The 22,067-nt window shown below is 68.2% G+C and carries 18 protein-coding genes, 1 tRNA gene and 2 pseudogenes; 13 read left to right on the top strand and 8 right to left on the bottom strand.

All coding sequences use genetic code 11. The features are described 5' to 3' along the window. Positions 1 to 837 (bottom strand): annotated as a pseudogene (locus ACZ4N4_RS44065) (transposase); the annotation flags it as partial. Positions 838 to 996: 159 nt separating this feature from the next. Between ACZ4N4_RS44065 and ACZ4N4_RS44060 the strand changes: the two are divergent. Beyond that, positions 997 to 1,458 carry a nuclease-related domain-containing protein gene (locus ACZ4N4_RS44060; protein ID WP_467599874.1) on the top strand — a complete coding sequence of 154 codons (462 nt, stop codon included), beginning with the start codon at positions 997 to 999 and terminating at the stop codon, positions 1,456 to 1,458. Between the two features lie 76 nt (positions 1,459 to 1,534). Here ACZ4N4_RS44060 and ACZ4N4_RS44055 read toward each other — a convergent pair whose 3' ends face one another. Then, on the bottom strand, positions 1,535 to 2,164 hold the full coding sequence (locus ACZ4N4_RS44055; protein WP_467599871.1) for a hypothetical protein: 630 nt from the start codon (positions 2,162 to 2,164) through the stop codon (positions 1,535 to 1,537). Positions 2,165 to 2,973: 809 nt separating this feature from the next. On the opposite strand from ACZ4N4_RS44055, the gene ACZ4N4_RS44050 reads away from it, so the two are divergent. Next, entirely contained in the window at positions 2,974 to 3,048 is a 75-nt protein-coding gene (locus ACZ4N4_RS44050; protein WP_099504217.1) for a 50S ribosomal protein bL37, read from the top strand. A gap of 257 nt (positions 3,049 to 3,305) precedes the next feature. Here ACZ4N4_RS44050 and ACZ4N4_RS44045 read toward each other — a convergent pair whose 3' ends face one another. From ACZ4N4_RS44045 to ACZ4N4_RS44020, 6 genes and pseudogenes are all read right to left on the bottom strand, one after another. Then, positions 3,306 to 4,193: a hypothetical protein gene (locus ACZ4N4_RS44045; RefSeq protein ID WP_467599868.1), complete on the bottom strand. Its 888-nt coding sequence runs from the start codon at positions 4,191 to 4,193 to the stop codon at positions 3,306 to 3,308. After that, on the bottom strand, positions 4,190 to 4,597 hold the full coding sequence (locus ACZ4N4_RS44040; RefSeq protein ID WP_467599865.1) for a hypothetical protein: 408 nt from the start codon (positions 4,595 to 4,597) through the stop codon (positions 4,190 to 4,192). The genes ACZ4N4_RS44045 and ACZ4N4_RS44040 overlap by 4 nt, the downstream gene beginning before the upstream one ends. 443 nt (positions 4,598 to 5,040) lie before the next feature. After that, on the bottom strand, positions 5,041 to 5,832 hold the full coding sequence (locus ACZ4N4_RS44035) for a hypothetical protein (protein WP_467599862.1): 792 nt from the start codon (positions 5,830 to 5,832) through the stop codon (positions 5,041 to 5,043). Positions 5,833 to 5,903: 71 nt separating this feature from the next. Continuing rightward, positions 5,904 to 7,067: pseudogene (locus ACZ4N4_RS44030) on the bottom strand (IS3 family transposase). 584 nt (positions 7,068 to 7,651) lie between these two features. After that, positions 7,652 to 7,882, bottom strand: a complete 231-nt coding sequence (locus ACZ4N4_RS44025) for a YozE family protein (RefSeq protein WP_467599859.1) — start codon at positions 7,880 to 7,882, stop codon at positions 7,652 to 7,654. Positions 7,883 to 8,058: 176 nt separating this feature from the next. Beyond that, positions 8,059 to 8,130 (bottom strand) — tRNA-Arg (locus tag ACZ4N4_RS44020). Positions 8,131 to 8,190: 60 nt separating this feature from the next. Here ACZ4N4_RS44020 and ACZ4N4_RS44015 point away from each other — a divergent pair. The 11 genes from ACZ4N4_RS44015 (at position 8,191) to rpmE (ending at position 21,972) form a co-directional block, all read left to right on the top strand. Next, positions 8,191 to 8,766, top strand: coding sequence for a response regulator (locus ACZ4N4_RS44015; RefSeq protein ID WP_467599889.1), 576 nt, complete (start codon positions 8,191 to 8,193; stop codon positions 8,764 to 8,766). A gap of 271 nt (positions 8,767 to 9,037) precedes the next feature. Further along, the gene (nrtL, locus tag ACZ4N4_RS44010) at positions 9,038 to 10,168 is read left to right on the top strand and encodes an ArgS-related anticodon-binding protein NrtL (protein ID WP_467599856.1); all 1,131 of its coding nucleotides are present in this window, start codon (positions 9,038 to 9,040) and stop codon (positions 10,166 to 10,168) included. A 19-nt stretch (positions 10,169 to 10,187) separates the two neighbouring features. After that, positions 10,188 to 11,579: a diaminopimelate decarboxylase gene (gene lysA / locus ACZ4N4_RS44005; protein ID WP_467599853.1), complete on the top strand. Its 1,392-nt coding sequence runs from the start codon at positions 10,188 to 10,190 to the stop codon at positions 11,577 to 11,579. 127 nt (positions 11,580 to 11,706) lie between these two features. Continuing rightward, positions 11,707 to 11,964: a hypothetical protein gene (locus ACZ4N4_RS44000; protein WP_467599850.1), complete on the top strand. Its 258-nt coding sequence runs from the start codon at positions 11,707 to 11,709 to the stop codon at positions 11,962 to 11,964. A 93-nt stretch (positions 11,965 to 12,057) separates the two neighbouring features. Beyond that, entirely contained in the window at positions 12,058 to 13,350 is a 1,293-nt protein-coding gene (locus ACZ4N4_RS43995) for a homoserine dehydrogenase (RefSeq protein WP_453577636.1), read from the top strand. A gap of 6 nt (positions 13,351 to 13,356) precedes the next feature. Continuing rightward, positions 13,357 to 14,415 carry a threonine synthase gene (gene thrC / locus ACZ4N4_RS43990; protein ID WP_453577633.1) on the top strand — a complete coding sequence of 353 codons (1,059 nt, stop codon included), beginning with the start codon at positions 13,357 to 13,359 and terminating at the stop codon, positions 14,413 to 14,415. A 331-nt stretch (positions 14,416 to 14,746) separates the two neighbouring features. After that, on the top strand, positions 14,747 to 15,676 hold the full coding sequence (gene thrB / locus ACZ4N4_RS43985; protein WP_467599847.1) for a homoserine kinase: 930 nt from the start codon (positions 14,747 to 14,749) through the stop codon (positions 15,674 to 15,676). 404 nt (positions 15,677 to 16,080) lie between these two features. Then, positions 16,081 to 18,132 (top strand): transcription termination factor Rho, encoded by a 2,052-nt coding sequence (rho, locus tag ACZ4N4_RS43980; RefSeq protein ID WP_467599844.1) that lies wholly within the window; start codon positions 16,081 to 16,083, stop codon positions 18,130 to 18,132. A 130-nt stretch (positions 18,133 to 18,262) separates the two neighbouring features. Beyond that, positions 18,263 to 20,095 (top strand): trypsin-like serine protease, encoded by a 1,833-nt coding sequence (locus ACZ4N4_RS43975; protein WP_467599841.1) that lies wholly within the window; start codon positions 18,263 to 18,265, stop codon positions 20,093 to 20,095. 217 nt (positions 20,096 to 20,312) lie between these two features. Next, the gene (locus ACZ4N4_RS43970; protein WP_467599837.1) at positions 20,313 to 21,446 is read left to right on the top strand and encodes an LCP family protein; all 1,134 of its coding nucleotides are present in this window, start codon (positions 20,313 to 20,315) and stop codon (positions 21,444 to 21,446) included. Positions 21,447 to 21,747: 301 nt separating this feature from the next. Continuing rightward, on the top strand, positions 21,748 to 21,972 hold the full coding sequence (gene rpmE / locus ACZ4N4_RS43965) for a 50S ribosomal protein L31 (RefSeq protein ID WP_190206740.1): 225 nt from the start codon (positions 21,748 to 21,750) through the stop codon (positions 21,970 to 21,972). The last annotated feature ends 95 nt before the right edge of the window (positions 21,973 to 22,067 follow it).

Raw genomic sequence — 22,067 nt, 5'->3', positions numbered from 1 at the left:
GACGAGTTGGCCGCGTTCGAAGCGGGCTCCGGCACGGACGAGGGCGACGAGGTGGGGTGCGTTCACCGCCCGCCACCGCTGCTGGGCGGACTCGACGAGCTTGAAGACCATGGCGAGGGCGGCGGTGCGGGAGCCGGCGCCGCGGGTGACCTTGGTCCGCAGCCGGACGGTCGAGAACGTCGACTCGACGGGGTGTGGGGTCCGCAGGTGGATCCAGTGCCCGGCCGGGAAGTTGGAACGCCAGCAGCTCGTCCTGTCAGACGCAGGCTCTGGCCTCCTCCAGGCGGACGTTGAGGTGGATGCCGTCGGCCCACACGTACACGTAGTCGACCTGGGCGAGGTCGCGTTCCATGAACGCGGCGTGATCGGCCTGCCACTGCTGCGTGAGCCGGGTGACCGTGGCCGGGGAGAGCCCGGCCGAGCTGCCCAGGAAGTGCTCCAGGGCGGGCACGAAGTCTCCGGAGGACAGGCCGTGCAGGTAGAGCAGTGGCAGCACCTCGCTGATCTTCGGCGACTTGCGGCACCACGGTGGCAGGATCGCCGAGGAGAACCGCTTGCGCTCGCCCGTGGCCTCATGACGCGCTTGTCGTTCACCCGGGGCGCTTCCACCTCGACGACGCCGGCCGCGGTGGTGACTTTCCTGGGCTGGTGGCAGCCGTTACGGACCACGAGTCGCCGACCGTTCTCGTCACGCTGGTCACCCAACTCGGCTATGTAGGAGTTGACTTCGGCCTTCAGCGCGGCGGCCAGCATCCTTCTTGCGCCTTCCCGAACGATCTCGTCGATCAGCGACGACCCGTCGTGCGTGGAGCCGTCCTTGGTGATTACGGTGAGCACGGACGTACCTTCCCGGCCGGTGCTGCGAACACCGGTCTTGCTCGGTGACCAATCGATCAATCACCCGGGAAGGTACGTCCTCCCCGGACTGATCCACAGGTTCTGAGCATTGCTCGGACTGGCGGGGGAGAAGAGAGTGGGGGGGCAGAGCTGAACCGCTTGGCGCGCCACGGCTGGCGGGTCCTGCACTCCATTCCCCTGGCCAACAACGTGGATGTCGATCACTTGCTGATCGGGCCCGGCGGGGTGTTCAGCATCAATACAAAGCACCACCACAAAAAGGCCGTATGGGTAGGCGACGACTCCGTGAAGGTCGATTACGGAAAACCGGCGCCCTATGCGCGCAAGAGCCGGGCGGAAGCCAAGCGAGTAACCCGAGTGTTTGAGCACTACTGCGGCTTTTCTGTACCGGTGGAGCCGGTGCTCGTCTTCGTCGGCGTGACTGATCTGAAGGTGGTCGCAACGCAGCTCAGCGTGCGCGTGTACCAGGAGCGTGAGGTGTCGGCACTGGCGCCCCTATCAGGGGTGCTGACGGCCCGCCAGGTCGAACAGGTGTACAGCGTTGCTCGCCATCGCCAGGCTTGGAACCAGGTCCCGCCGACGGCGACACGAAAGATCTGAATATCTAGTGACAACACCTGACCGTGCCCGAGGTCCCTGGCGTGATGGCCAGGGGTCTCGTCGTTTACCCGGTCTGTCAAGCAGGCCTGGTGGCCTGGGCCTGTTCGGAGGCAAGCAGGCGCTCAAGGCTCCTTCGCTCGCTGTCGAGCACAGCGAGCATCTGCGCACGCGTCCGCTCCAAGTCGGGCTCGACCTCGACGCCGAGGTCATGGCGCAAGGTGACCCGCAGCAGATACACCCCGTTGGACAAGGGGCCGCTGAACCAGTCTTTGGCCCGGTTGTACGACCCGACTGGGTCAGGGCTGCTCGGCAACTTGACGACTGAGTACCCGACTCCGAGCGCCCGGTTAAGGGTCGACGCGATCTGGTGGACATCTTTCGGCAGGGCCATCTGCGCCAAGGAATATTGCTCTGACCAGGCTTCCTTCGCAGCGTCGAGGACTGCTGGTTCGACGCTTTCACCGCGCTCAGCCGCTCGGACTGCGTCTCGCGCAGCGACCCGGTAAGCGCGAGCCGTGGTGTTCAGACGGGCGTAGAGATCCCGTCTGGCTTCCTGTGCTCGGTCGTGGCGGTCCTCTGCCCGCTCACGATCGGCACGCTGGTTCTGCTCCCGGGTGACGCGCTGGCTGAGCAATGCCCCACCCAGAGTTCCGCCCAGCGTTCCTCCGACGCCGATGAGCGCGACTGCAAGCGTGGTCACGTCCACGAGATCCCCCCACCTCGTCCGATCATCTGCCCGCCGGCGGCGGTCGAAGACGGCACGACAGCTCCGAGTAACGCTCAGGCTCCCCGCCCTTGGCGCCATCCAATACCGGGACGACGATAACGAGGAGTACGGCTGCTGGGCTTCGATGCGTGTCGTCAGCTGCGGGAATGCTCCAAGATCCCGTCCACGCCTCGTCCACGGACCCCGACATACGGCCGCTTCGGGCCGCATGCGCCTGCACATGCAAGAAGACCCCGGCCTCAGCGTTTCCGCTGGTGACGGGGTCTTTGGGCACCTAATCCAAGGTGCCCCCGGCAGGATTCGAACCTGCGCACACGGCTCCGGAGCACAATCAGTGTTCGGCTTGAGAATGGCCTCTGACCAGCAGTTTCCTTGATCCCGGAAGGTGTGTGGTGCCTTCCTGTATCGCAGAAAGTGCGAGGTCGGAAGTCGCCTCCGGCTCCTGCGCCCATTGAGAGGTCGGCTTACGCCGACGGGCTGTAACACCCCGGGGTGTTGCAGCCCGGGGTGTTGCAGCCAAGGACCAGCGCCGGAGGTCTACGTCTCCGTCCGGACAGACGCTTAGAAGGCGCTTGATGGTCCGAGCCGAGCTCTGACCATCGGTTGCCCGCGTTGTAATCGATAGCTCTGGGCGGCTACGACGCGCATTCGACAGAAGCCAGTGATCGCTTTGGGGCGGCCGAGCGCCGGTATAGGCTCTGCGGCCGCGGCACCGCTGATGCGGACACCCCGGGCCGAATCTAGACTGACAAAGGTACGGAAAGTCCTGTTTTAGGGAGATGTGCACCATGGCTAAGCGAGGGAACAAGCGGCGCGGCCGTAAGAAGAAGAAGGCCAATCACGGCAAGCGCCCCAACGCCTGAGCCAACCAAGCAAACGGCCGAGGGGTCCCCTTGAAGACATGGCCCCTTTCCAGAGTTGGGCAGGGAGCTTCGAGCCTGCGCGCGGCTCCGGAGTGAATGCGCAGATCACCCTTCACAACGTTCTGACCTGCGGCGGGCTCGGTTTGCGATCACGACCTACGTGGACTGTGTCGGACGTCGTTATGACGACCCTTGCACGTTTGGCATTGACAGCTGTGCAGCTAGGCCATTCAAAGGACCCACCTCGGAACTGCAACCTATGAGCAGGACGACCCCTCTGGGCAGAACGTCGCAATGGCTGTGTTGAGCAGGTCACGGATTAGGGCTGAGGTAGGGCTACCAGGTCCGCTGGCGCGAATCGCGTAGAGTCTGCCGTCCCGCGCCGTGAAGCGGTGGTCGATGACTTGGCTGGGCCCCTTGTCCGCGTCGTCGTAGCGGTAACTGAGTTCTGACCAGGTGTCGCCCGAAGCGCGGTCGAGAGCCTGGTAGCCGGGTTGCTGGGCGTAGCCGTGGCCCGAGTCGTTCTCAGCAAGGTCCAAAGACTCGGCCGGGGTGCTTTCACTGAGGCCGAAGATTTGCAGTTGGCGGCTGCCGGCGGGCGATTTGTAGTAAACCACGGAAGTTGTGACGCCCTGCTTTTGACTGCGAGTCCAACCCAGAGGGATGGCGACCGTGTAGCCGACCGGGTCCCTCACCGTGTGATAGCCGGCGGGGATCGGTGTGACTGCCCTTCCCGTAACAGGCGGAGCTGACGGGGTGGCAGCGGGGGTGACTATCCATCTCGGAGCCGACAGCAACCGCGAGGCGCCGAATGCTGTGGCTATGACGAGCAGAGCCGCGAGTGCGAAGCCGATGGAGCGTCGCCGAAGGCTGCGCGCGGGCGGAGTCGTGCCGACATTGACAGTCGCCTCAAAGACGTGCGAAACCCTTGACGTCGGTGGATCTCTTTCGGCCTGCTTCATCTCCTTGACCGCTTCGCCAGAGGCTTTGAGGGCTTCGCCGGTCGCCGGTACATCGAGCAGAGAAGCCAGATACCTCCGCCACAATGCTCCGTCCCGCTGTCGGCCTCGCTCGATGAGCTGATCCAGGGAGTCGACATCGGCATCCGTCAGCGACGTCCAGTACCGCCGTGCGAGCCTGCTCACGACTCGATCACCTCCGCCCCGCCTGGCAATACGCCGACACTGGGGTCGTCAGTCTCAATCGGTTCGTGGCCGGAATGAGTACTGCCGATCACTGCCTGCAAGGTACGCGCGCTGCCGAGCTGACGCAGCAACGCTGGGGCAGAGGCTCCCACGGCGACCGTGGCCAGTGCGCCTGTCAGCTGGGGGGAGAAAATCCACCCGGCACCGGCACCGAGCGACAGGCGAGTGAGGGCAGCCAGTACATCGGACGGGGGATCGATGTACTTGTCGAGCCGCGGCAACTGGGCTCGCTGCTTGTTCCTCTCCAGAGCGCGGTGGCGGGCTGTCTGCCACGCTGCGATCCGGCCGTAGAAGACCACGATCTCCACGACGAGGCCGCCCATCGCACCGTATGTGATGGACATCGTCCACTCCATGGCCGTCCCCCTCGGCGATGGCACCGTTCAGCTCAACCCAGCATTCCAGACGGGCGGTTGATCTGGGAGGGAGTTGGCATACAACCCCTAGAACGCTCAGTGGGATTGACCCCGCTCTCTGTTGGTATCTGCCCTGATCAGCGCTTGACTTCTGCTGTTCCTTGGCGAGTGACCCCGGCAGGATCCGAACCTGCCCACATGACTCCGGAGTGATTGTTTGATGGTGCCCCTGTGCGGCCTCTGACCTGCGGCGGAGATACACGAGGGGTGGGAAACCAAGCAGAGTATGTCGGAGGTGTGTCGCGAAGGCCGCAGGACAGGCAGAGCAGATCGGAGGTCGCCTCCGGCTCCTACTTCCATTGAGAGGTCGGCTTCGCCGACGGGCTGTACCACCCCGGGGTGGTACAGCCATCCTGATGACAGAGCTCGGATCAGCTGGCCAGGCGCCCAACAGCCCGAGCCAGCCAAGGTGTGTCCTCATCACCCTGCCACTGCACGATCTCGCAGCGCGGTCGGGCGTCGTAGGTTCGGTTGAACTCGCGCACTTTGTCAGAGAGCGGCGCATTGGTCACCAAGAGGACGTTCTCGGTAAGGGACGGAAGCTTGGAAACCACTTGCTCGATATCGCGCATCTGCAATGCCCCTCGACGACGAAATCGCACCTCCAGTGCAATTGTGGTTCCGGCGGGAGTCTGCCCGTAAGCGTCGAATTCGTCGTCCCGGTATCCTGGTTCGGCAGGCAAACCTGCGCGCCTCAAGGCGTGAATGACAGAACGCTCGTACTGGAGCGCCCGGAACCTTGGATCTTGAGACAGCTCCAATGCCTGTACGATTCGCTGCGCGGCAGTGATGTAGGACCGTGCGCCACTCCTCGTTAGGACGATATCGCCCTCATGGACGACTCGATCCCGTAGGCTGCGCAGGTCTTCAACCGATCTGGCGAGTTCGTCAGAGAGCAGGCCGATATCAGAGAGAGCCTGCGAAGACACCCGCGCAACCCCGTGCTTTGCAGCGGCAGCCTTCAGAGCCCTCTCTACCTCCCGCCACGCGGCCATAACCGCAGCAGTTGTCTCTGTCTCCGCAAGCTCAAACAGGTCGGAAAAATCGGTGCCTGAATATTGTGGTCGCGTGATCTGGAGCGGTTCTCCACTCGGGGTTTCCGGAGTCGCTGTATCTCCTTCCTCCGGATACGTCGGTTCTGCGGCGGCCAGTTCACTCGCCATCTCACTCCCGATTTCGGCAGCTTCCTGGGCGACTGCGTCGGGTCTGATGCAGATTCGGGTGATAGGTTCGGTCACGCGGCCTGGAGGGCCGGCGTGGTCATGACGGTCTCGAATTCGATGGGGGTCAGCCGGCCGAGTGAGGCTTGTCTGCGGCGTCGGTGGTAGGTCCGCTCGATCCAGGTCACGATCGCGATCCGGAGTTCTTCGCGGGTGGCCCAGACACGGCGGTCGAGGACGTTCTTCTGCAGCAGGCTGAAGAAGGACTCCATGGCCGCGTTGTCGCCGGCAGCTCCGACCCTCCCTATCGATCCGGCCATCCGGTGGCGGTCGAGCGCCCGGACGAACTTCCGGGAGCGGAACTGCGATCCGCGATCGCTGTGCAGAATGCACCCGTCGACGTCTCCACGCCGGGCCACGGCATTGTCCACGGCGGCCACGGCCAGGCGGGACTTCATCCGCGCATCGATGGAGTAGCCCACGATCCTGTTGCTGAAGGCGTCCTTGATCGCACAGAGGTAGAGCTTGCCTTCGCCAGTGGCGTGCTCGGTGATGTCGGCGAGCCACAGCCGGTTCGCACAGGTCGCGGTGAAGTCACGGCACACCAGGTCGTCGTGGACCGGCGGGCCGGCCTTCTTGCCCCTGCCGCGCTTCTTGCCGAACACGCTCCACCAGCGGTTGTCCCGGCAGATCCGCCAGGCAGTCCGGTCCGCCATCAACGGCGCCGGCGCCGCGCGCTTCGTCGGTCAGGAAGCGGTAGCCGAACTCCGGGTCGTCACGGTGCGCGTCGAACAGCGCGTTCGCGCGATACGCCTCCTCCAGCACGGCATCGGTCACCGGCTGGTCCAACCACCGGTAGTAGGGCTGTCTGGCGAGCTTCAGCACCCGGCACGCAACCGTGACGGGCACCCCGTCCCCGGCCAGCTCCTTCACGAGCGGGTAGATCCTTTTCCCGGAAGATGTGCCTGCGGCAGGTAGGCCGCGGCCCGGCGCAGGACCTCGTTCTCCTGCTCCAGCAGCTTGATCCGCCGACGCGCTTCCCGAAGCTCTGCGCTCTCCTGGCTGGTCGTTCCGGGCTTGTTCCCGTCGTCGATGTCCGCGCGACGCATCCACTTCCACAACGTCATCGGATGGACTCCGAAGTCGGTGGCCACCTGCTCGACCGTCACACCCGGCCCGCGATTCCTCGCAACCCGCACGACGTCCTGGCGGAACTCTTCGGGATAAGGCTTGGGCACAGCGACATCCTTCCCACCCGCCCCACAGGGCAAGCCAGTTCAGATGTCACCCAATCGTGCAGCAGACCCAATTTTCGCAACCAGCACAGGGGCTAGAGCAGCGGGGGCAACTCCCGTATCGTGCGGGCCACACGGGCAGGGGGGAACATGCCAAGGTGCACAGGTCGAGGATGCAAGAATGAAGCGCGGCGGACACCGTATGCAGAGGGTGTCTACTGCCGGCCATGCGTTCGCTTATTACGAGGGCCCCGCGAGTCTGACGAGTACTTCGCAGAGGCACGTAAAGAGGCAAGCGAGGCCAGGCAGCGCATAGCCAAGCGGCTCGCCGAGCAGGATGCCGTACGTCGGGCTCGGCAGGGCCGGGCATTGAAACCCCCGGGGCCCCTGCCCTCGATGTCCCCCGGTTGGTGGGAGATCAACGACCGGTGGTGAGACCAGGGCCACGCCGGAAGGACAGGCTCTCCAGTTTCTGAACCGACGTGACCCCGAACAACGCGACCTGGGTTGTCGCAGGTCCAACCCACGGCCAGCAATCCGGCGACCCCTTGCCGCCTTGGCGCTGGCCGTGAGGGGTCGGGACATCGTCATTCTTCTTGGGCGGCTTTGTACTGGTCGTACTCAGCCCAGGCGCGTTCGAGTGTCTCTATGGCTGCCCGAACGGCGCCGCGCTCTTCAAGGTAGGTGCGCTGTCCCGGCAGGCCCCGACGCGCCGGCCAGTCAGGATCGCGCGAGACTTCCCGGGCGAGATCGCCAATGGCGTTGTCTTGTTTGGCATGGGTCTTCAACCACGCAGTGAAGCTCTTCGGCTGGGGCATGTCCGCATCCTTCCGCCGCCGCGTGGCGTCCACACGTGGTGTGTCGCGCGTATCGCAGATGGTGCGTGGACACTGAGAGACAATGAGAAAGGGCGGGAGTCAGTGAGACTGACTCCCGCCCTCTTCGTTCGGCATCCGCCCTGGTCAGCGTTTGATTTCTGCTGTTCCTAGGCGAGTGCCCCCGGCAGGATTCGAACCTGCGCACACGGCTCCGGAGGCCGTTGCTCTATCCCCTGAGCTACGGGGGCGTCTGGCGTTGAGCTGTTGCTCGCGGCGACGGGTAGAACACTACCAGCTTGCTCGGGGTGATCAGGAACGGGTTTCCCGGGGTCGCTCCCTCGCACGGGGTGGAAGTCGGGAAAACCCGGACGCGGTGGCCGGTCCGGACCTACTCTCGAGTTGTGCCAGGGGCGTCGGGCCGGGTGCTTGTTGTGGACGACAACAAGGTCATCCGGCAGCTGATCAGGGTCAATCTCGAACTGGAGGGTCTCGAGGTCGTGACCGCGGCCGATGGTGCCGAGTGTCTGGATGTCGTTCATCAGGTGCGGCCCGATGTGATCACCCTCGACGTCGTCATGCCCCGGCTCGACGGTCTGCGGACCGCCGCTCTGCTCCGTGCCGACCCCCGCACCCACGACCTTCCCCTCGCCATCGTCAGTGCCTGTACCCAGTACGAGGTCGAGACCGGCCTCGACGTTGGCGTCGACGCCTTCCTCGCCAAGCCCTTCGAGCCCTCCGAACTCGTTCGGCTCGTCAGGGAGTTGGTGGAGCGGCGGCGACGGCCTGAGAAGTCGGAGGAGCGGGAACGCGGGGGAGACGGCGGCGAGGCCGGCGAGGTCGAGTTCTCCGGGGAGCGGGCCGGGGGCAATCCCGTCTGCCCGTAGCGGCCGCGGCCGTGCAGTCGGTGACTGATGTGTAGTCGGTGACTGACGTGTAGTCGGCGACCGACGTGTAGTCAGTGACCGACTCTGCGGACCGCATCAATCCCGTGTGGCCGTGGACCTGCCTGCCTGCCTGTCTATCTACGGTTTCCCTTTTCGGCCGTGGGTCCGTAGCCCTCTGCCGCGTCGCGCCCGCCGGGCTGTCGTCGTCCACATGCCGGACCCCCTCAAACCGGGGCGCCTGCCCTGCCCCCTCCTCCCCTAGGCTTGTCCCGTGACCCCCGTCGAGCTCTCCCGTACCGTGCTGCGCGCGGTGCGTCGTGCTGTTGACGAGGGGGAGCTGAGCGTGAGCGTGCCGGAGCGGGCCGTGGTCACGCCTCCGGGGCCCGGTGGGTGTGGGGACTACGCCACCAACATCGCGCTGCAGCTCGCCCGCCCGGCCGGGCAGTCCCCGATGCGGGTCGCCGAGATCCTGGTGCCCCATCTCGCGGGCGCCGCCGGCGTCGAGGACGTCGTCGTCACCGGGCCCGGGTTCCTCAACATCAGCCTCAGCCCAACCGCGTCCCCCACGGCGACCCTGGTCGCCGAGATCCGCGCTCTCGGCCTCGGCTACGGCCACGGCGACGCCCTCGCCGGGCAGGTGGTCGCGCTGCGGGTGCCGTACGACGTCCGGGCCGAGGTCGTCGCCGACGCCGTCGTACGGATCGTCGCGACCCAGGGCGGGCGCGGTGAGGTCGGTCACGGCGAGCCCGTCAGTCTCCGGCCCGTGCCGGCGCCCGAGGACCCGGCCCCGCTCGGGCCCGACGCCGCCCAGTGGGCCCTGCTGTATCCCGCCGCCCACGACCGGCCCCGGATCACCGCCGACCACCTGGTGCAGCGCGAGTCCAACCCGCTCTTCCGGGTGCGGTACGCCCACGCCCGGGCGCGAGCCGTCGGCCGCGGTGCCGTACGGCTCGGCTTCGAAGCCGAACCCGGTGACATCCCTGGCGCCCCTGGCGTCCCCGGCACCCCTGGCGTCGCCGGCACCCCCGGCGTCCCCGGCACCTCAGGCGTTCGCGGCGCCTCGGGCGTGCGCCGCACCCCGGACACTCCCGGCACCCCGGACGCTCCCGGCACCCCCCGCGTCCCCGGCACCCCCCGCCTCCCCGCCGGCCTTGTCACCGCCCTCGCCGACTACCCCCGCATCCTCACCGCCGCGGCCACCCACCGCGCTCCCGACCGGCTCGCCCGGCATCTCGTCACCGTCGCCGATGCCGCCCTGCCGTTCCTGCCGACCGTGCTGCCCCGCGGCGACGAGAAACCCTCGGCCGCCCACCGTGCCCGGCTCGCCCTCGCCGAAGCCACCGGGACGGTGCTGGCCGGCGGCCTGTCCCTGCTCGGTATCGACGCACCCGATCACCTCTGAAGAGAGCGCCAGAAGAGCAATGAGCCGTTCCGCACACCCCGCCGGGCCCCGGCACGCCGATGTCCTGCCCGAGGGCCACTACGCCGCTCCGCCCGCCGACCTGAACTCCCTCGACTCCAAGGTGTGGGCCCAGACCGTCACGCGAGACGCCGACGGGGTCGTCACCGTCGGTGGTGTCGACGTGAAGACCCTCGCCGAGGAGTTCGGCACGCCCGCCTACGTCCTCGACGAGGACGACTTCCGGGCCCGGGCGCGCGCCTGGCGCACCGCCTTCGGGCCGGACGCCGACGTGTTCTACGCCGGGAAGGCCTTCCTGTCGCGGGCCGTCGTGCGCTGGCTGCACGAGGAGGGCCTCAATCTCGACGTGTGCTCCGGCGGCGAGCTGGCCACCGCCCTCTCCGCCGGCATGGCCGCCGACCGGATCGCCTTCCACGGCAACAACAAGTCGACGGAGGAGATCGAGCGGGCGGTCGAGGCCGGCGTCGGGCGGATCGTGCTCGACTCCTTCCAGGAGATCGTGCGGGTCGCCCACATCGCCCAGTCCCGCGGCAAGCGGCAGCGCGTGCAGATCCGTATCACCGTCGGCGTCGAGGCACACACGCACGAGTTCATCGCCACCGCGCACGAGGACCAGAAGTTCGGGATCCCGCTCGCCGGGGGACAGGCCGCGGAGGCCGTGCGGCGGGCGCTCCAGCTGGACGGGCTGGAGCTCATCGGGATCCACTCGCACATCGGGTCGCAGATCTTCGACATGTCCGGCTTCGAGGTCGCCGCGCACCGGGTCGTCGGGCTGCTCAAGGACATCCGGGACGAGCACGGGGTCGAGCTGCCCGAGATCGACCTGGGCGGCGGGCTCGGGATCGCGTACACGAGTGACGACGACCCGCGCGAGCCGCACGAGATCGCCAAGGCGCTGACCGAGATCGTGACGCGGGAGTGCGAGGCCGCCCGGCTGCGGACGCCGCGGATCTCCGTCGAGCCGGGGCGGGCCATCGTCGGGCCGACCGCCTTCACCCTCTACGAGGTCGGCACCATCAAGCCCCTGCACGGGCTGCGCACCTACGTCTCCGTCGACGGCGGCATGTCCGACAACATCCGGACCGCGTTGTACGACGCCGAGTACAGCGTCGCTCTCGTGTCGCGGACGAGCGATGCCGAGCCGATGCTCGCCCGGGTCGTCGGCAAGCACTGCGAGAGCGGGGACATCGTCGTCAAGGACGCGTTCCTGCCGGGCGACCTGGCACCCGGTGACCTGATCGCCGTACCGGCCACCGGCGCCTACTGCCGGTCCATGGCGAGCAACTACAACCATGTGCTCCGGCCGCCCGTCGTCGCGGTGCGCGACGGCGAGTCCCGGGTCATCGTCCGCCGGGAGACGGAGGAGGACCTCCTGCGCCTCGACGTCGGGTGACGTGAACGGCGTCCACGGTGTCGGATGACCTTCACGGAGTGCACGGTGTCGGATGACGTCCGCGGAACGCACGGCGTCCGACGACGCCGGACCGCTTCGGATCCGATGGTCCCGCCCGACGGAGTGTTTGGTCCGGTTCGACGGAACGACGGTGCCGCTCGACAGGACGATGATCCCGTGCGACGGACTGACGATCCTGTCCGACGGACTGACGATCCCGTGCGACCGACCGATGATCCCGTCCGACGGAATGGCGACGGCATTTCGGCGGCACTTCAACGGCATTCGAGGTCATTCGGCGACATCGGACGGCATTCTCGAATGGTGTCCGAAGCCCCGGATGGCGCAGGCGGAAGATCTCCGGTCTGCCACCGCCGCAAAATGAAATAGATGTCTCACGATCCGGACGAAGGGTAGAAACTCCCGTCCGGTGAGTGAGACTGGTCCAACCGTAGACGGTATGAGGAAACGAGGTCGGATGATGCGTACGCGTCCGCTGAAGGTGGCGCTGCTGGGCTGTGGGGTTGTCGGCTCAGAGGTGGCGCGCATCATGACGACGCACGCCGACGACCTCGCGCAGCGCATCGGTGCCCCGATCGAGCTGGCCGGTGTGGCCGTACGACGGCCCTCCAAGGTGCGTGAGGGCATCGACCCGAGCCTGGTCACCACGGACGCGACCGCCCTGGTCAAGCGGGGGGACATCGACGTCGTCGTCGAGGTCATCGGGGGCATCGAGCCCGCCCGTACGCTCATCACCACCGCCTTCGAGCACGGCGCCTCCGTGGTCTCCGCCAACAAGGCGCTGCTGGCCCAGGACGGTGCCGCCCTGCACGCGGTCGCCGAGCAGAACGACAAGGACCTCTACTACGAGGCCGCCGTCGCCGGTGCCATCCCGCTGATCCGGCCGCTGCGCGAGTCCCTCGCCGGCGACAAGGTCAACCGGGTGCTGGGGATCGTCAACGGGACCACCAACTTCATCCTCGACAAGATGGACTCGACGGGCGCCGGTTATCAGGAGGCCCTCGACGAGGCCACCGCTCTCGGGTACGCGGAAGCCGACCCCACGGCCGACGTCGAGGGCTTCGACGCCGCCGCCAAGGCCGCCATCCTCGCCGCGATCGCCTTCCACTCGCGGGTGCGCCTCGACGACGTCTACCGCGAGGGCATGACGGAGGTCACCGCCTCGGACTTCGCCTCCGCCAAGAACATGGGCTGCACCATCAAGCTGCTGGCCATCTGCGAGCGCGCCGAGGACGGCGGATCGGTGACGGCCCGGGTGCACCCCGCGATGATTCCGCTGACCCATCCGCTCGCCTCCGTGCGCGGCGCCTACAACGCCGTCTTCGTGGAGTCGGACGCGGCCGGCCAGCTGATGTTCTACGGTCCCGGCGCCGGCGGCGCCCCGACCGCCTCCGCGGTCCTCGGCGACCTGGTCGCCGTGTGCCGCAACCGGCTCAGCGGGGCAACGGGGCCCGGCGAGTCGGCGTACGCCGCCCTGCCCGTGTCGCCGATGGGCGATGTCGTGACGCGCTACCACATCAGCCTCGACGTCGCCGACAAACCGGGTGTTCTCGCCCAGGTCGCCACCGTGTTCGCCGAGCACGGGGTTTCCATCGATACGGTTCGGCAGACGGGCAAGGACGGCGAGGCCTCCCTCGTCGTCGTCACCCATCGGGCCTCCGACGCCTCCCTGTCCGGGACCGTCGAGGCGCTGCGCAAGCTCGACACCGTGCGGGGTGTCGCCAGCATCATGCGGGTTGAAGGAGAGTAACCAGCAATGACCCACCAGTGGCGCGGAATCATCGAGGAGTACCGGGACCGGCTGCCCGTCTCCGACACCACGCCGGTCGTGACGCTCCGCGAGGGCGGCACGCCCCTCGTGCCCGCGCAGGTGCTCTCCGAGCGCACGGGGTGCGAGGTCCACCTGAAGGTGGAGGGTGCCAACCCCACCGGGTCCTTCAAGGACCGCGGTATGACCATGGCCATCTCCAAGGCCAAGGAGGAGGGTGCCCAGGCGGTCATCTGCGCCTCCACCGGCAACACCTCCGCCTCCGCCGCGGCCTACGCCGTGCGCGCCGGCATGGTCTCGGCCGTGCTCGTGCCGCGGGGCAAGATCGCGCTCGGCAAGATGGGCCAGGCCCTCGTGCACGGCGCGAAGATCCTCCAGGTCGACGGCAACTTCGACGACTGCCTCACCCTCGCCCGCAAGCTGAGCGAGAACTACCCGGTGGCGCTGGTCAATTCGGTGAACCCGGTACGCATCGAGGGGCAGAAGACGGCCGCCTTCGAGATCGTGGACATGCTCGGCGACGCGCCCGACATCCATGTCCTGCCGGTCGGCAACGCGGGCAACATCACCGCGTACTGGAAGGGCTACAAGGAGTACGCCGCGGACGGGATCGCCGCGGGGACCCCCCGGATGTGGGGATTCCAGGCCTCCGGCTCCGCGCCCATCGTGCGGGGTGAGATCGTCAAGGACCCGTCGACCATCGCCACCGCGATCCGGATCGGCAACCCCGCCTCCTGGCAGTTCGCGCTCGCCGCCCGGGACGAGTCCGAGGGCCTCATCGACGAGGTGACGGACCGTGAAATCCTGCGCGCCTACCGGCTGTTGGCCGCGCAGGAGGGTGTCTTCGTGGAGCCCGCCTCCGCCGCCTCCGTCGCCGGTCTGCTCAAGGCCGCCGAGCAGGGCAAGGTCGACCCGGGGCAGCGCATCGTCTGTACCGTCACCGGCAACGGCCTGAAGGACCCGGACTGGGCCGTCGCCGGCGCCCCGCAGCCGGTCACCGTGCCCGTCGACGCCGCCGCGGCGGCCGAGCGGCTCGGGCTCGCCTAGAGAACCGCTGGAGCGTTGCCCGAGAACCGCACGAGCGCTTCTCGGGCAACGCCCGGCCAACCCCGGCCGGGCAACCGGTGAACGGACTGAGGCGTCCTGAACAGGGGACTCCCTAAGGAGGGGGCACAAGGGGCTTACGACACGCATCGTGCGCCTCCTGTGCGCCCTATGTCGCCACAGAACCTTCCTTCGATAGGCTGTACCGAACCCGCCCGCTGCATATGCCTGCGCATATGGCGCGGTGCCGTGCCGCCTCCGCGGCCCGAGGTTCCCTCAGGTACCTATCGAGTGTCATTCGACCATCACGCAGCTCAAGGAGAGTCATCGAGCGATGGCCGGTCCAGCGTTCCGCGCCGCCGCCGTCCGGGTGCGCACCCCCGCCACCAGCGCCAACCTCGGTCCGGGCTTCGATGCCCTGGGCCTCGCGCTGGGGCTCTACGACGATGTCGTCGTACGGGTGGCCGACTCCGGGCTGCACATCGATATCGCGGGTGAGGGCAGCGAGACGCTGCCGCGTGACGAGAGCCACCTCCTCGTACGCTCCCTGCGCACCGCCTTCGACCTGCTGGGCGGACAGCCCCGCGGCCTGGAGATCGTGTGCGCCAACCGCATCCCGCACGGCCGCGGCCTGGGCTCCTCCTCCGCGGCCATCTGCGCCGGCATCGTCGCCGCGCGTGCCGTGACCATAGGCGGCGAGGCCAGGCTCGACGACGCCGCGCTCCTCGAACTGGCCACCGAGATCGAGGGTCACCCCGACAACGTCGCGGCGTGTCTGCTGGGCGGCTTCACGCTCTCCTGGATGGAGTCCGGCGCTGCCCGGGCGATCAGGATGGAGCCCGCCGATTCCATCGTTCCGGTGGTTTTCGTGCCCGGGAAGCCGGTCCTTACGGAGACCGCGCGCGGACTGCTCCCGCGCACCGTGCCGCACGTCGACGCCGCCGCCAACGCCGGCCGTGCCGCCCTGCTCGTCGAGGCCCTCACCAGGCGCCCCGAGCTGCTGCTGCCCGCCACCGAGGACCGTCTGCACCAGGAGTACCGCGCCCCCGCCATGCCCGAGAGCGCGGCGCTGGTGGAGCGGCTGCGCGCGGACGGGATCCCGGCCGTGATCTCCGGCGCCGGACCCACCGTCATGGCGCTGGCCGACGCCGCGAGCGCCGAAAAGATCGAAGCCCTGGCCGGCTCGGAGTGGGCCGCCAACCGGCTGAACCTCGACGTCCAGGGAGCGAGCGTGCTGCCGCTCGCGCCCACCAGTGACATTTGACTGCGCACGGTTGCCGGATTTGGAGAGGGGGAATGTTTGTTGGATCCGGTAGTGTTAACCTCAAGTCTGCACCCGACCCCACCATGGCGAGGTGCTTCACGTCCCCGTCCGGGACAGACATTCTTCCGGGAGTCTCCCAAGCCACTCAGCGTTTCGTATGTCGTACCTGGGCAGTACGTCGTACGCGGACACTGAGCGGGCCGCTGGGCACGCTCCGGAATTGGTGCTACCACGCCACGTGACACCGGGTGCCACGGCTGAGGAAGCGCCGTCACCAGAAATTCTCTCCGCCGCTTTGGCGGACCACCGCCCCGGCCCGGTCCACACAGCAAGGACCGCAGCCGGACAGCACAACCGGTCGCCGAGCCAGACAGGCCGACGTCCGCTCCAGGGAAGGACCCTTCGTGAGCGACACCACCGATCTGATGGGCGCACGTGTCGAGGAGACCGCTGCCGCGCCCGCCACGGACGCCTCCGCGCCTGCCACCGGTGCCGGCTCCCGGCGGCGCCGTGGTACCGGCCTTGAGGGCATGGTGCTGGCCGAGCTTCAGCAGGTCGCATCCGGTCTCGGTATCAGGGGCACGGCGCGGATGCGCAAGAGCCAGCTGATCGAGGTCATCAAGGAGGCGCAGGCCGGTGGGGGCACCGCCCCCAAGGCCACCGAGAGCGCCACAGAGGCCAAGCCGAAGCGCCGGGCCACCTCCAAGGCCCGTACGGGCGACGAGGTCGCCGAGAAGAAGGCGGAGCAGGCCGCCGAGGCCCCCGCCGAGCAGGCCGTGGCCCAGCAGCAGATCGAGATTCCCGGCCAGCCCGCCGGCGGCACCCGCACGGGCGACGCCGAGCGTGGCGGAGATGACGCGCCGGCCGAGCGCCGCCGTCGCCGGGCCACCGCCGAGGCCGGCAGCCCCACCGCGAGCGGCGCCGAGACCGTCGTCGCCGAGGCGAAGAGCGAGCCGAAGGCCGAGACGCCCGCCGCGCAGCCGCAGGGCGACGCCGACGGCGACGGCCGCGGCCGCCGTGACCGCCGTGAGCGCGGCCGGGACCGTGACCGGCGCGGCAAGGGCGACGAGCAGCAGGGCGGTGGCCAGGGCGGCCGTCAGGACCGTCAGGACCGGGACCGCCAGGACCGTCAGGACCGGGACCGGCAGCAGCAGCCGCAGCAGCAGGGCGGTGGCCGTCAGGACCGCAACGCCGGCCCGCAGGACGACGACGACTTCGACGGCGGCCGCCGTGGCCGTCGAGGCCGCTACCGGGACCGTCGGGGCCGTCGGGGCCGCGACGAGATCGGTGGCGCCGAGCCGCAGCTGGCCGACGACGACGTCCTGATCCCCGTCGCGGGCATCCTGGACATCCTCGACAACTACGCGTTCATCCGGACCTCCGGCTACCTGCCGGGCCCGAACGACGTGTACGTCTCCCTCGCCCAGGTCCGCAAGAACGGCCTGCGCAAGGGCGACCACGTCACCGGCGCGGTCCGGCAGCCGAAGGAGGGCGAGCGCCGCGAGAAGTTCAACGCGCTGGTCCGCCTCGACTCCGTCAACGGCATGGCGCCCGAACACGGCCGTGGCCGCCCGGAGTTCAACAAGCTGACCCCGCTCTACCCGCAGGACCGGCTCCGCCTGGAGACCGACCCGGGCGTGCTGACCACCCGCATCATCGACCTGGTGTCGCCGATCGGTAAGGGTCAGCGCGGTCTGATCGTGGCCCCGCCGAAGACCGGCAAGACCATGATCATGCAGGCGATCGCCAACGCGATCACCCACAACAACCCCGAGTGCCACCTGATGGTCGTCCTGGTCGACGAGCGTCCGGAAGAGGTCACCGACATGCAGCGGTCGGTCAAGGGCGAGGTCATCTCCTCGACCTTCGACCGTCCGGCCGAGGACCACACCACGGTCGCCGAGCTGGCCATCGAGCGCGCCAAGCGCCTCGTCGAGCTGGGCCACGACGTGGTCGTGCTGCTCGACTCGATCACGCGTCTGGGCCGTGCGTACAACCTGGCCGCGCCGGCCTCCGGCCGCATCCTGTCCGGTGGTGTCGACTCGACCGCCCTGTACCCGCCGAAGCGCTTCTTCGGTGCGGCCCGCAACATCGAGGACGGCGGGTCTCTCACGATCCTCGCCACCGCCCTTGTGGACACCGGGTCCCGCATGGACGAGGTGATCTTCGAGGAGTTCAAGGGCACCGGCAACGCGGAGCTCAAGCTCGACCGGAAGCTCGCCGACAAGCGCATCTTCCCGGCGGTGGACGTCGACGCGTCCGGCACCCGTAAGGAAGAGATCCTGCTCGCTCCGGACGAGCTCGCCATCGTCTGGAAGCTGCGCCGGGTGCTGCACGCCCTCGACCAGCAGCAGGCGGTCGAGCTGCTGCTCGACAAGATGAAGCAGACGAAGTCGAACGCCGAGTTCCTGATGCAGATTCAGAAGACGACGCCCACGCCGGGCAACGGCGACTGACGACTGCCCTAACCGGAAGCCGTTCCCCCACCTGGGGGGACGGCTTCTGGCGTTCTCCCCCTCGGTGTAGGATCTCGCCCTTCGGTCAGTTGACCGAATCTCGAAATCCTGATCCCGAGGGGGGACTTAGGTGGGTACACCCACGTCCGGGAGCGGTCGCCACAGACGTCGGATACGGTTCGCGCTGCCCGTCGCCGCGGCCGCTGTCGCCGCGGCCACCGCCGCCGCGCTGATCTCGACCTCCGCCAGTGCGGCCACCCAGCCGACGCCCACGGTCAAGCCGGCCGTCAGCACGACGTCGCAGACCGTCCTGAACAAGCGGATCGCGCGTGCGATCACCGCCGACAGCGCGACGACGACCACGAAGAAGCCGGCCGCCTCGAGCGGTTCGGTCTCGCCGAAGATCATCGGTGGCGGTACGACCACCATCACCTCGGCGCCGTGGATGGCGCAGCTCTGGTACTACGACGACAAGGGCACCACCAGCACCAGCGACGACGTCGGCTTCTTCTGCGGTGGTTCGGTCATCTCGCCCACGAAGATCCTCACCGCGGCGCACTGCGTCAAGGGCTACAAGTGGAGCACCACCGACTCCGCGGTCGTCACCGGCACTGCCTCGCTGCCCACGAGCAACGCCGACGGCACCGCCAACCTGCACGGCGGCACCGCCACCGGCGTCCTGCGCCAGTGGAACCACCCGTCGTACACCGTGTCGGCCGACGGCGCCCCCAACAACGACATCGCGGTGCTCACCCTGGCGGCCCCCGTCAAGGCGACCCCGATCCGCATGACGACGAACACCGACACCGCGTCGTACACGGGCACGCCCGCCAAGACCGCCAAGGTCTACGGCTGGGGCCGGACCAGCTCCACCACGCAGGACATCTCCGAGACGCTGAAGACGGCCACGCTGCCGATCGACTCGGACGCCACCTGCACCGCCGCCTACGGCAGCACCGACTTCGTCAAGGGCCACATGGTCTGCGCGGGCGCGCCCGCCACCGGCAGCGACACCGGCACGACGACCACCTGCAACGGCGACTCCGGCGGCCCGCTGGTCGTCGGCGGCCGGATCGTCGGCGTGGTCTCCTGGGGCGTCGAGGACTGTGTCGCCAAGGGCGCGTACGGCGTCTTCACGAAGGTCAGCACCTACGTCGGTGCCGCCTACGCGCAGATCGCCGACACCAACCTGAGCTACACGGACGGCAAGGCGGACCTGTTCGCCCGCAAGTCGTCGTCCCAGGTCGGCTACGAGCTGGACTCCAAGGGCACCTCGCTGGCCGCCCGCCAGTCCTGGGGCGACTGGAGCGGTGTCAACCTCATCCTGCAGGCCGACCTCAACCGGGACGGCTTCCAGGACCTGGTCTACCGGGTGGCCTCCACCGGTGACGTCTACTGGGACCACTTCGCGCTGAACAGCGCCCAGACCAGCGGCTCCTGGGTCACGAAGAAGCTCTTCACCAACTGGAAGACCCGCAAGGCCACGGTCATCCCCGGTGACCTCACCGGCGACTACCTGCCCGACGTGCTCTCCGAGGACTCCGGCGGCGTCCTGTGGCTGTACCCGGGCAAGGGCGACGGCACCTTCGGCTCCCGCGTCCGGATCGGCGGCGGCTGGAGCCAGTACAACCAGCTGCGCGGCGTCGGCGACTTCAACGGCGACGGAAAGGCCGACCTGCTGGCCCGCAAGAGCAGCGGCGGCGACCTCTACCTGTACAAGGGCACCGGCAAGTCCGGCACCGGCCTCTTCTCGGCCCGGGTGAAGGTCCGCTCCGGCTGGACCGGCTTCAACACCCTCGCCACGGTCGGCGACCTGACCGGCGACGGCAAGGCCGACCTGCTGGCCCGTACGACCGGCGGCACGCTGTACCTCTACCCGGGCACGGGCAAGGCGACCAGTGAGATCTTCGGCACAAGGAAGTCTCTCGGTACCGGTTTCCAGCAGTACGGCATCTTCGGCTGAAATAGCTGGTGAGCGGGGTTCGCCCCACCTGTCCGACTACACAGTGTGCCCATCGCCCCACGCGGTGGGCACACTGCGTTGTGCAACCCTTTCCCGAGTTTCGCGGTCTGACCAGGCGGAGCGACGATGGTCCGGTACGTGCCGATGATCCTGGTACGCCGGGCCTGACCCTGAAAGCAGGGGGTAACCGAGCAGTCGTAGGAGAACAGAGGAGCCCATGTCTGCCGAGAGCACGCCGGAGCCCGCCATACCCGAGGCCGGTCCGAAGGTCCCGGGCCGCCGGAGCAAGGGCCGCCGCCGCAAGGCCCCCGGTACGGGCCGCAGGGCGCTCCGCGTCACGGCCTGGACGGCGGCCGGCATCCTCGTCCTCGGCGGCACCGGCCTCGGTTACCTGTACTTCAAGCTCAACGGCAACATCAAGAGCGTCGACATCAACCAGGCGCTGGGCGCCGACCGGCCCACCAAGGTCGACAACGGCTCCGAGAACATCCTGGTGCTCGGCTCGGACACCCGCTCCGGCGTCAACAGGAAGCTCGGCGGCGGTACCGACGACGGCAGCGCCCGGTCCGACACGGCGATGATCGTCCACGTGTACAAGGGCCACAAGCGGGCCAGTGTGGTCTCCATCCCCCGGGACACCCTGATCGACCGTCCCGCCTGCAAGGACGCGCAGGGCGCCCGCCACTCCGCCGCGACCGGCGTGATGTTCAACTCCGCGTACTCGACGGGCGGTGCGACCTGCGCGGTCAAGACCGTCGAGTCGGTCACCGGCATCCGCATGGACCACTACCTGGAGGTCGACTTCTCGGGCTTCCAGAAGCTCGTCGACGAGCTGGGCGGGGTCACGGTCACCACGACCAAGAGCATCGACGACCCGCAGAGCCACCTCGACCTCAAGGCCGGCAGGCACACGCTCGACGGCGAGCAGGCGCTCGGCCTGGTCCGCACCCGGCACGGCGTCGGCGACGGCTCCGACCTGGGCCGCATCCAGCTCCAGCAGGCGTTCGTCAAGGCCCTGATCGACCAGGTCAAGCAGGTGGGCGTCTTCACCAGCCCCAAGAAGCTGTACGACCTGGCGGACACCGCGACGAAGACGGTCACCGCCGACTCCGACCTGGGCTCGGTGAACTCCCTGATCGACTTCGCGAACGGCCTGAAGTCCATCGGCTCCAAGAACATGCACATGGTCACGATGCCGGTCGAGTACGACCCGGCGAACCCGAACCGGGTGATCGTGGCCAAGGCCAAGGCCAAGCAGGTCTGGACGGCCCTGAAGAACGACAGGCCGATCCCGGCGAGCGCGACGAAGGGCACGGCGACGGGCCAGGCCAAGGGGGTCGTGACGTCGTAGCCCGGCCGCGGGTGCGTTGGGGTTGCTCGCGCAGTTCCCCGCGCCCCCAGGTAACTGCGCTGGTCCCACCTAAAGGGGCGCGGGGAACCGCGCGACAAGCCCCCACGCACCCGCACTCGCGCACGACGAATCTGAGGCACCCCCTTCGGCACGACCATCCCCCGCACCCTTGGGAATACCGGACCGGTCCCCCCGGTTTTGGGCTATGCGCCCAGCCCTGGCAGACTGGTACGTCGGCCCCGGTTCACGCCCCGCAGCCCGCGGTAGCGACCCGGTGCCCTCCCGAAATCTAGGAGACACCTTGAAGCGCGAGATCCACCCCGAGTACGTCGAGACGCAGGTCAGCTGCACCTGTGGCGCGTCGTTCACCACCCGCAGCACCATCCAGTCCGGCACCATCCGGGCTGAGGTCTGCTCCGAGTGCCACCCGTTCTACACGGGCAAGCAGAAGATCCTCGACACCGGTGGCCGTGTGGCCCGCTTCGAGGCCCGCTTCGGCAAGGCTGCCGCCGGCTCCAAGAAGTAGCGAGCCCCATTTCGCCGGTCCACGGCCGTGTCCCTACGAGGGCACGCCCGGGACCGGCGTTTTTGGTCGCCCGCCTTCCCTTCCGTACGCAGTAT

The organism is Streptomyces sp. NPDC026538, assembly GCF_055567535.1.
The sequence above is the reverse complement of the archived record's forward strand: the minus strand, read 5'-3'. Positions and strand labels throughout refer to the sequence as shown.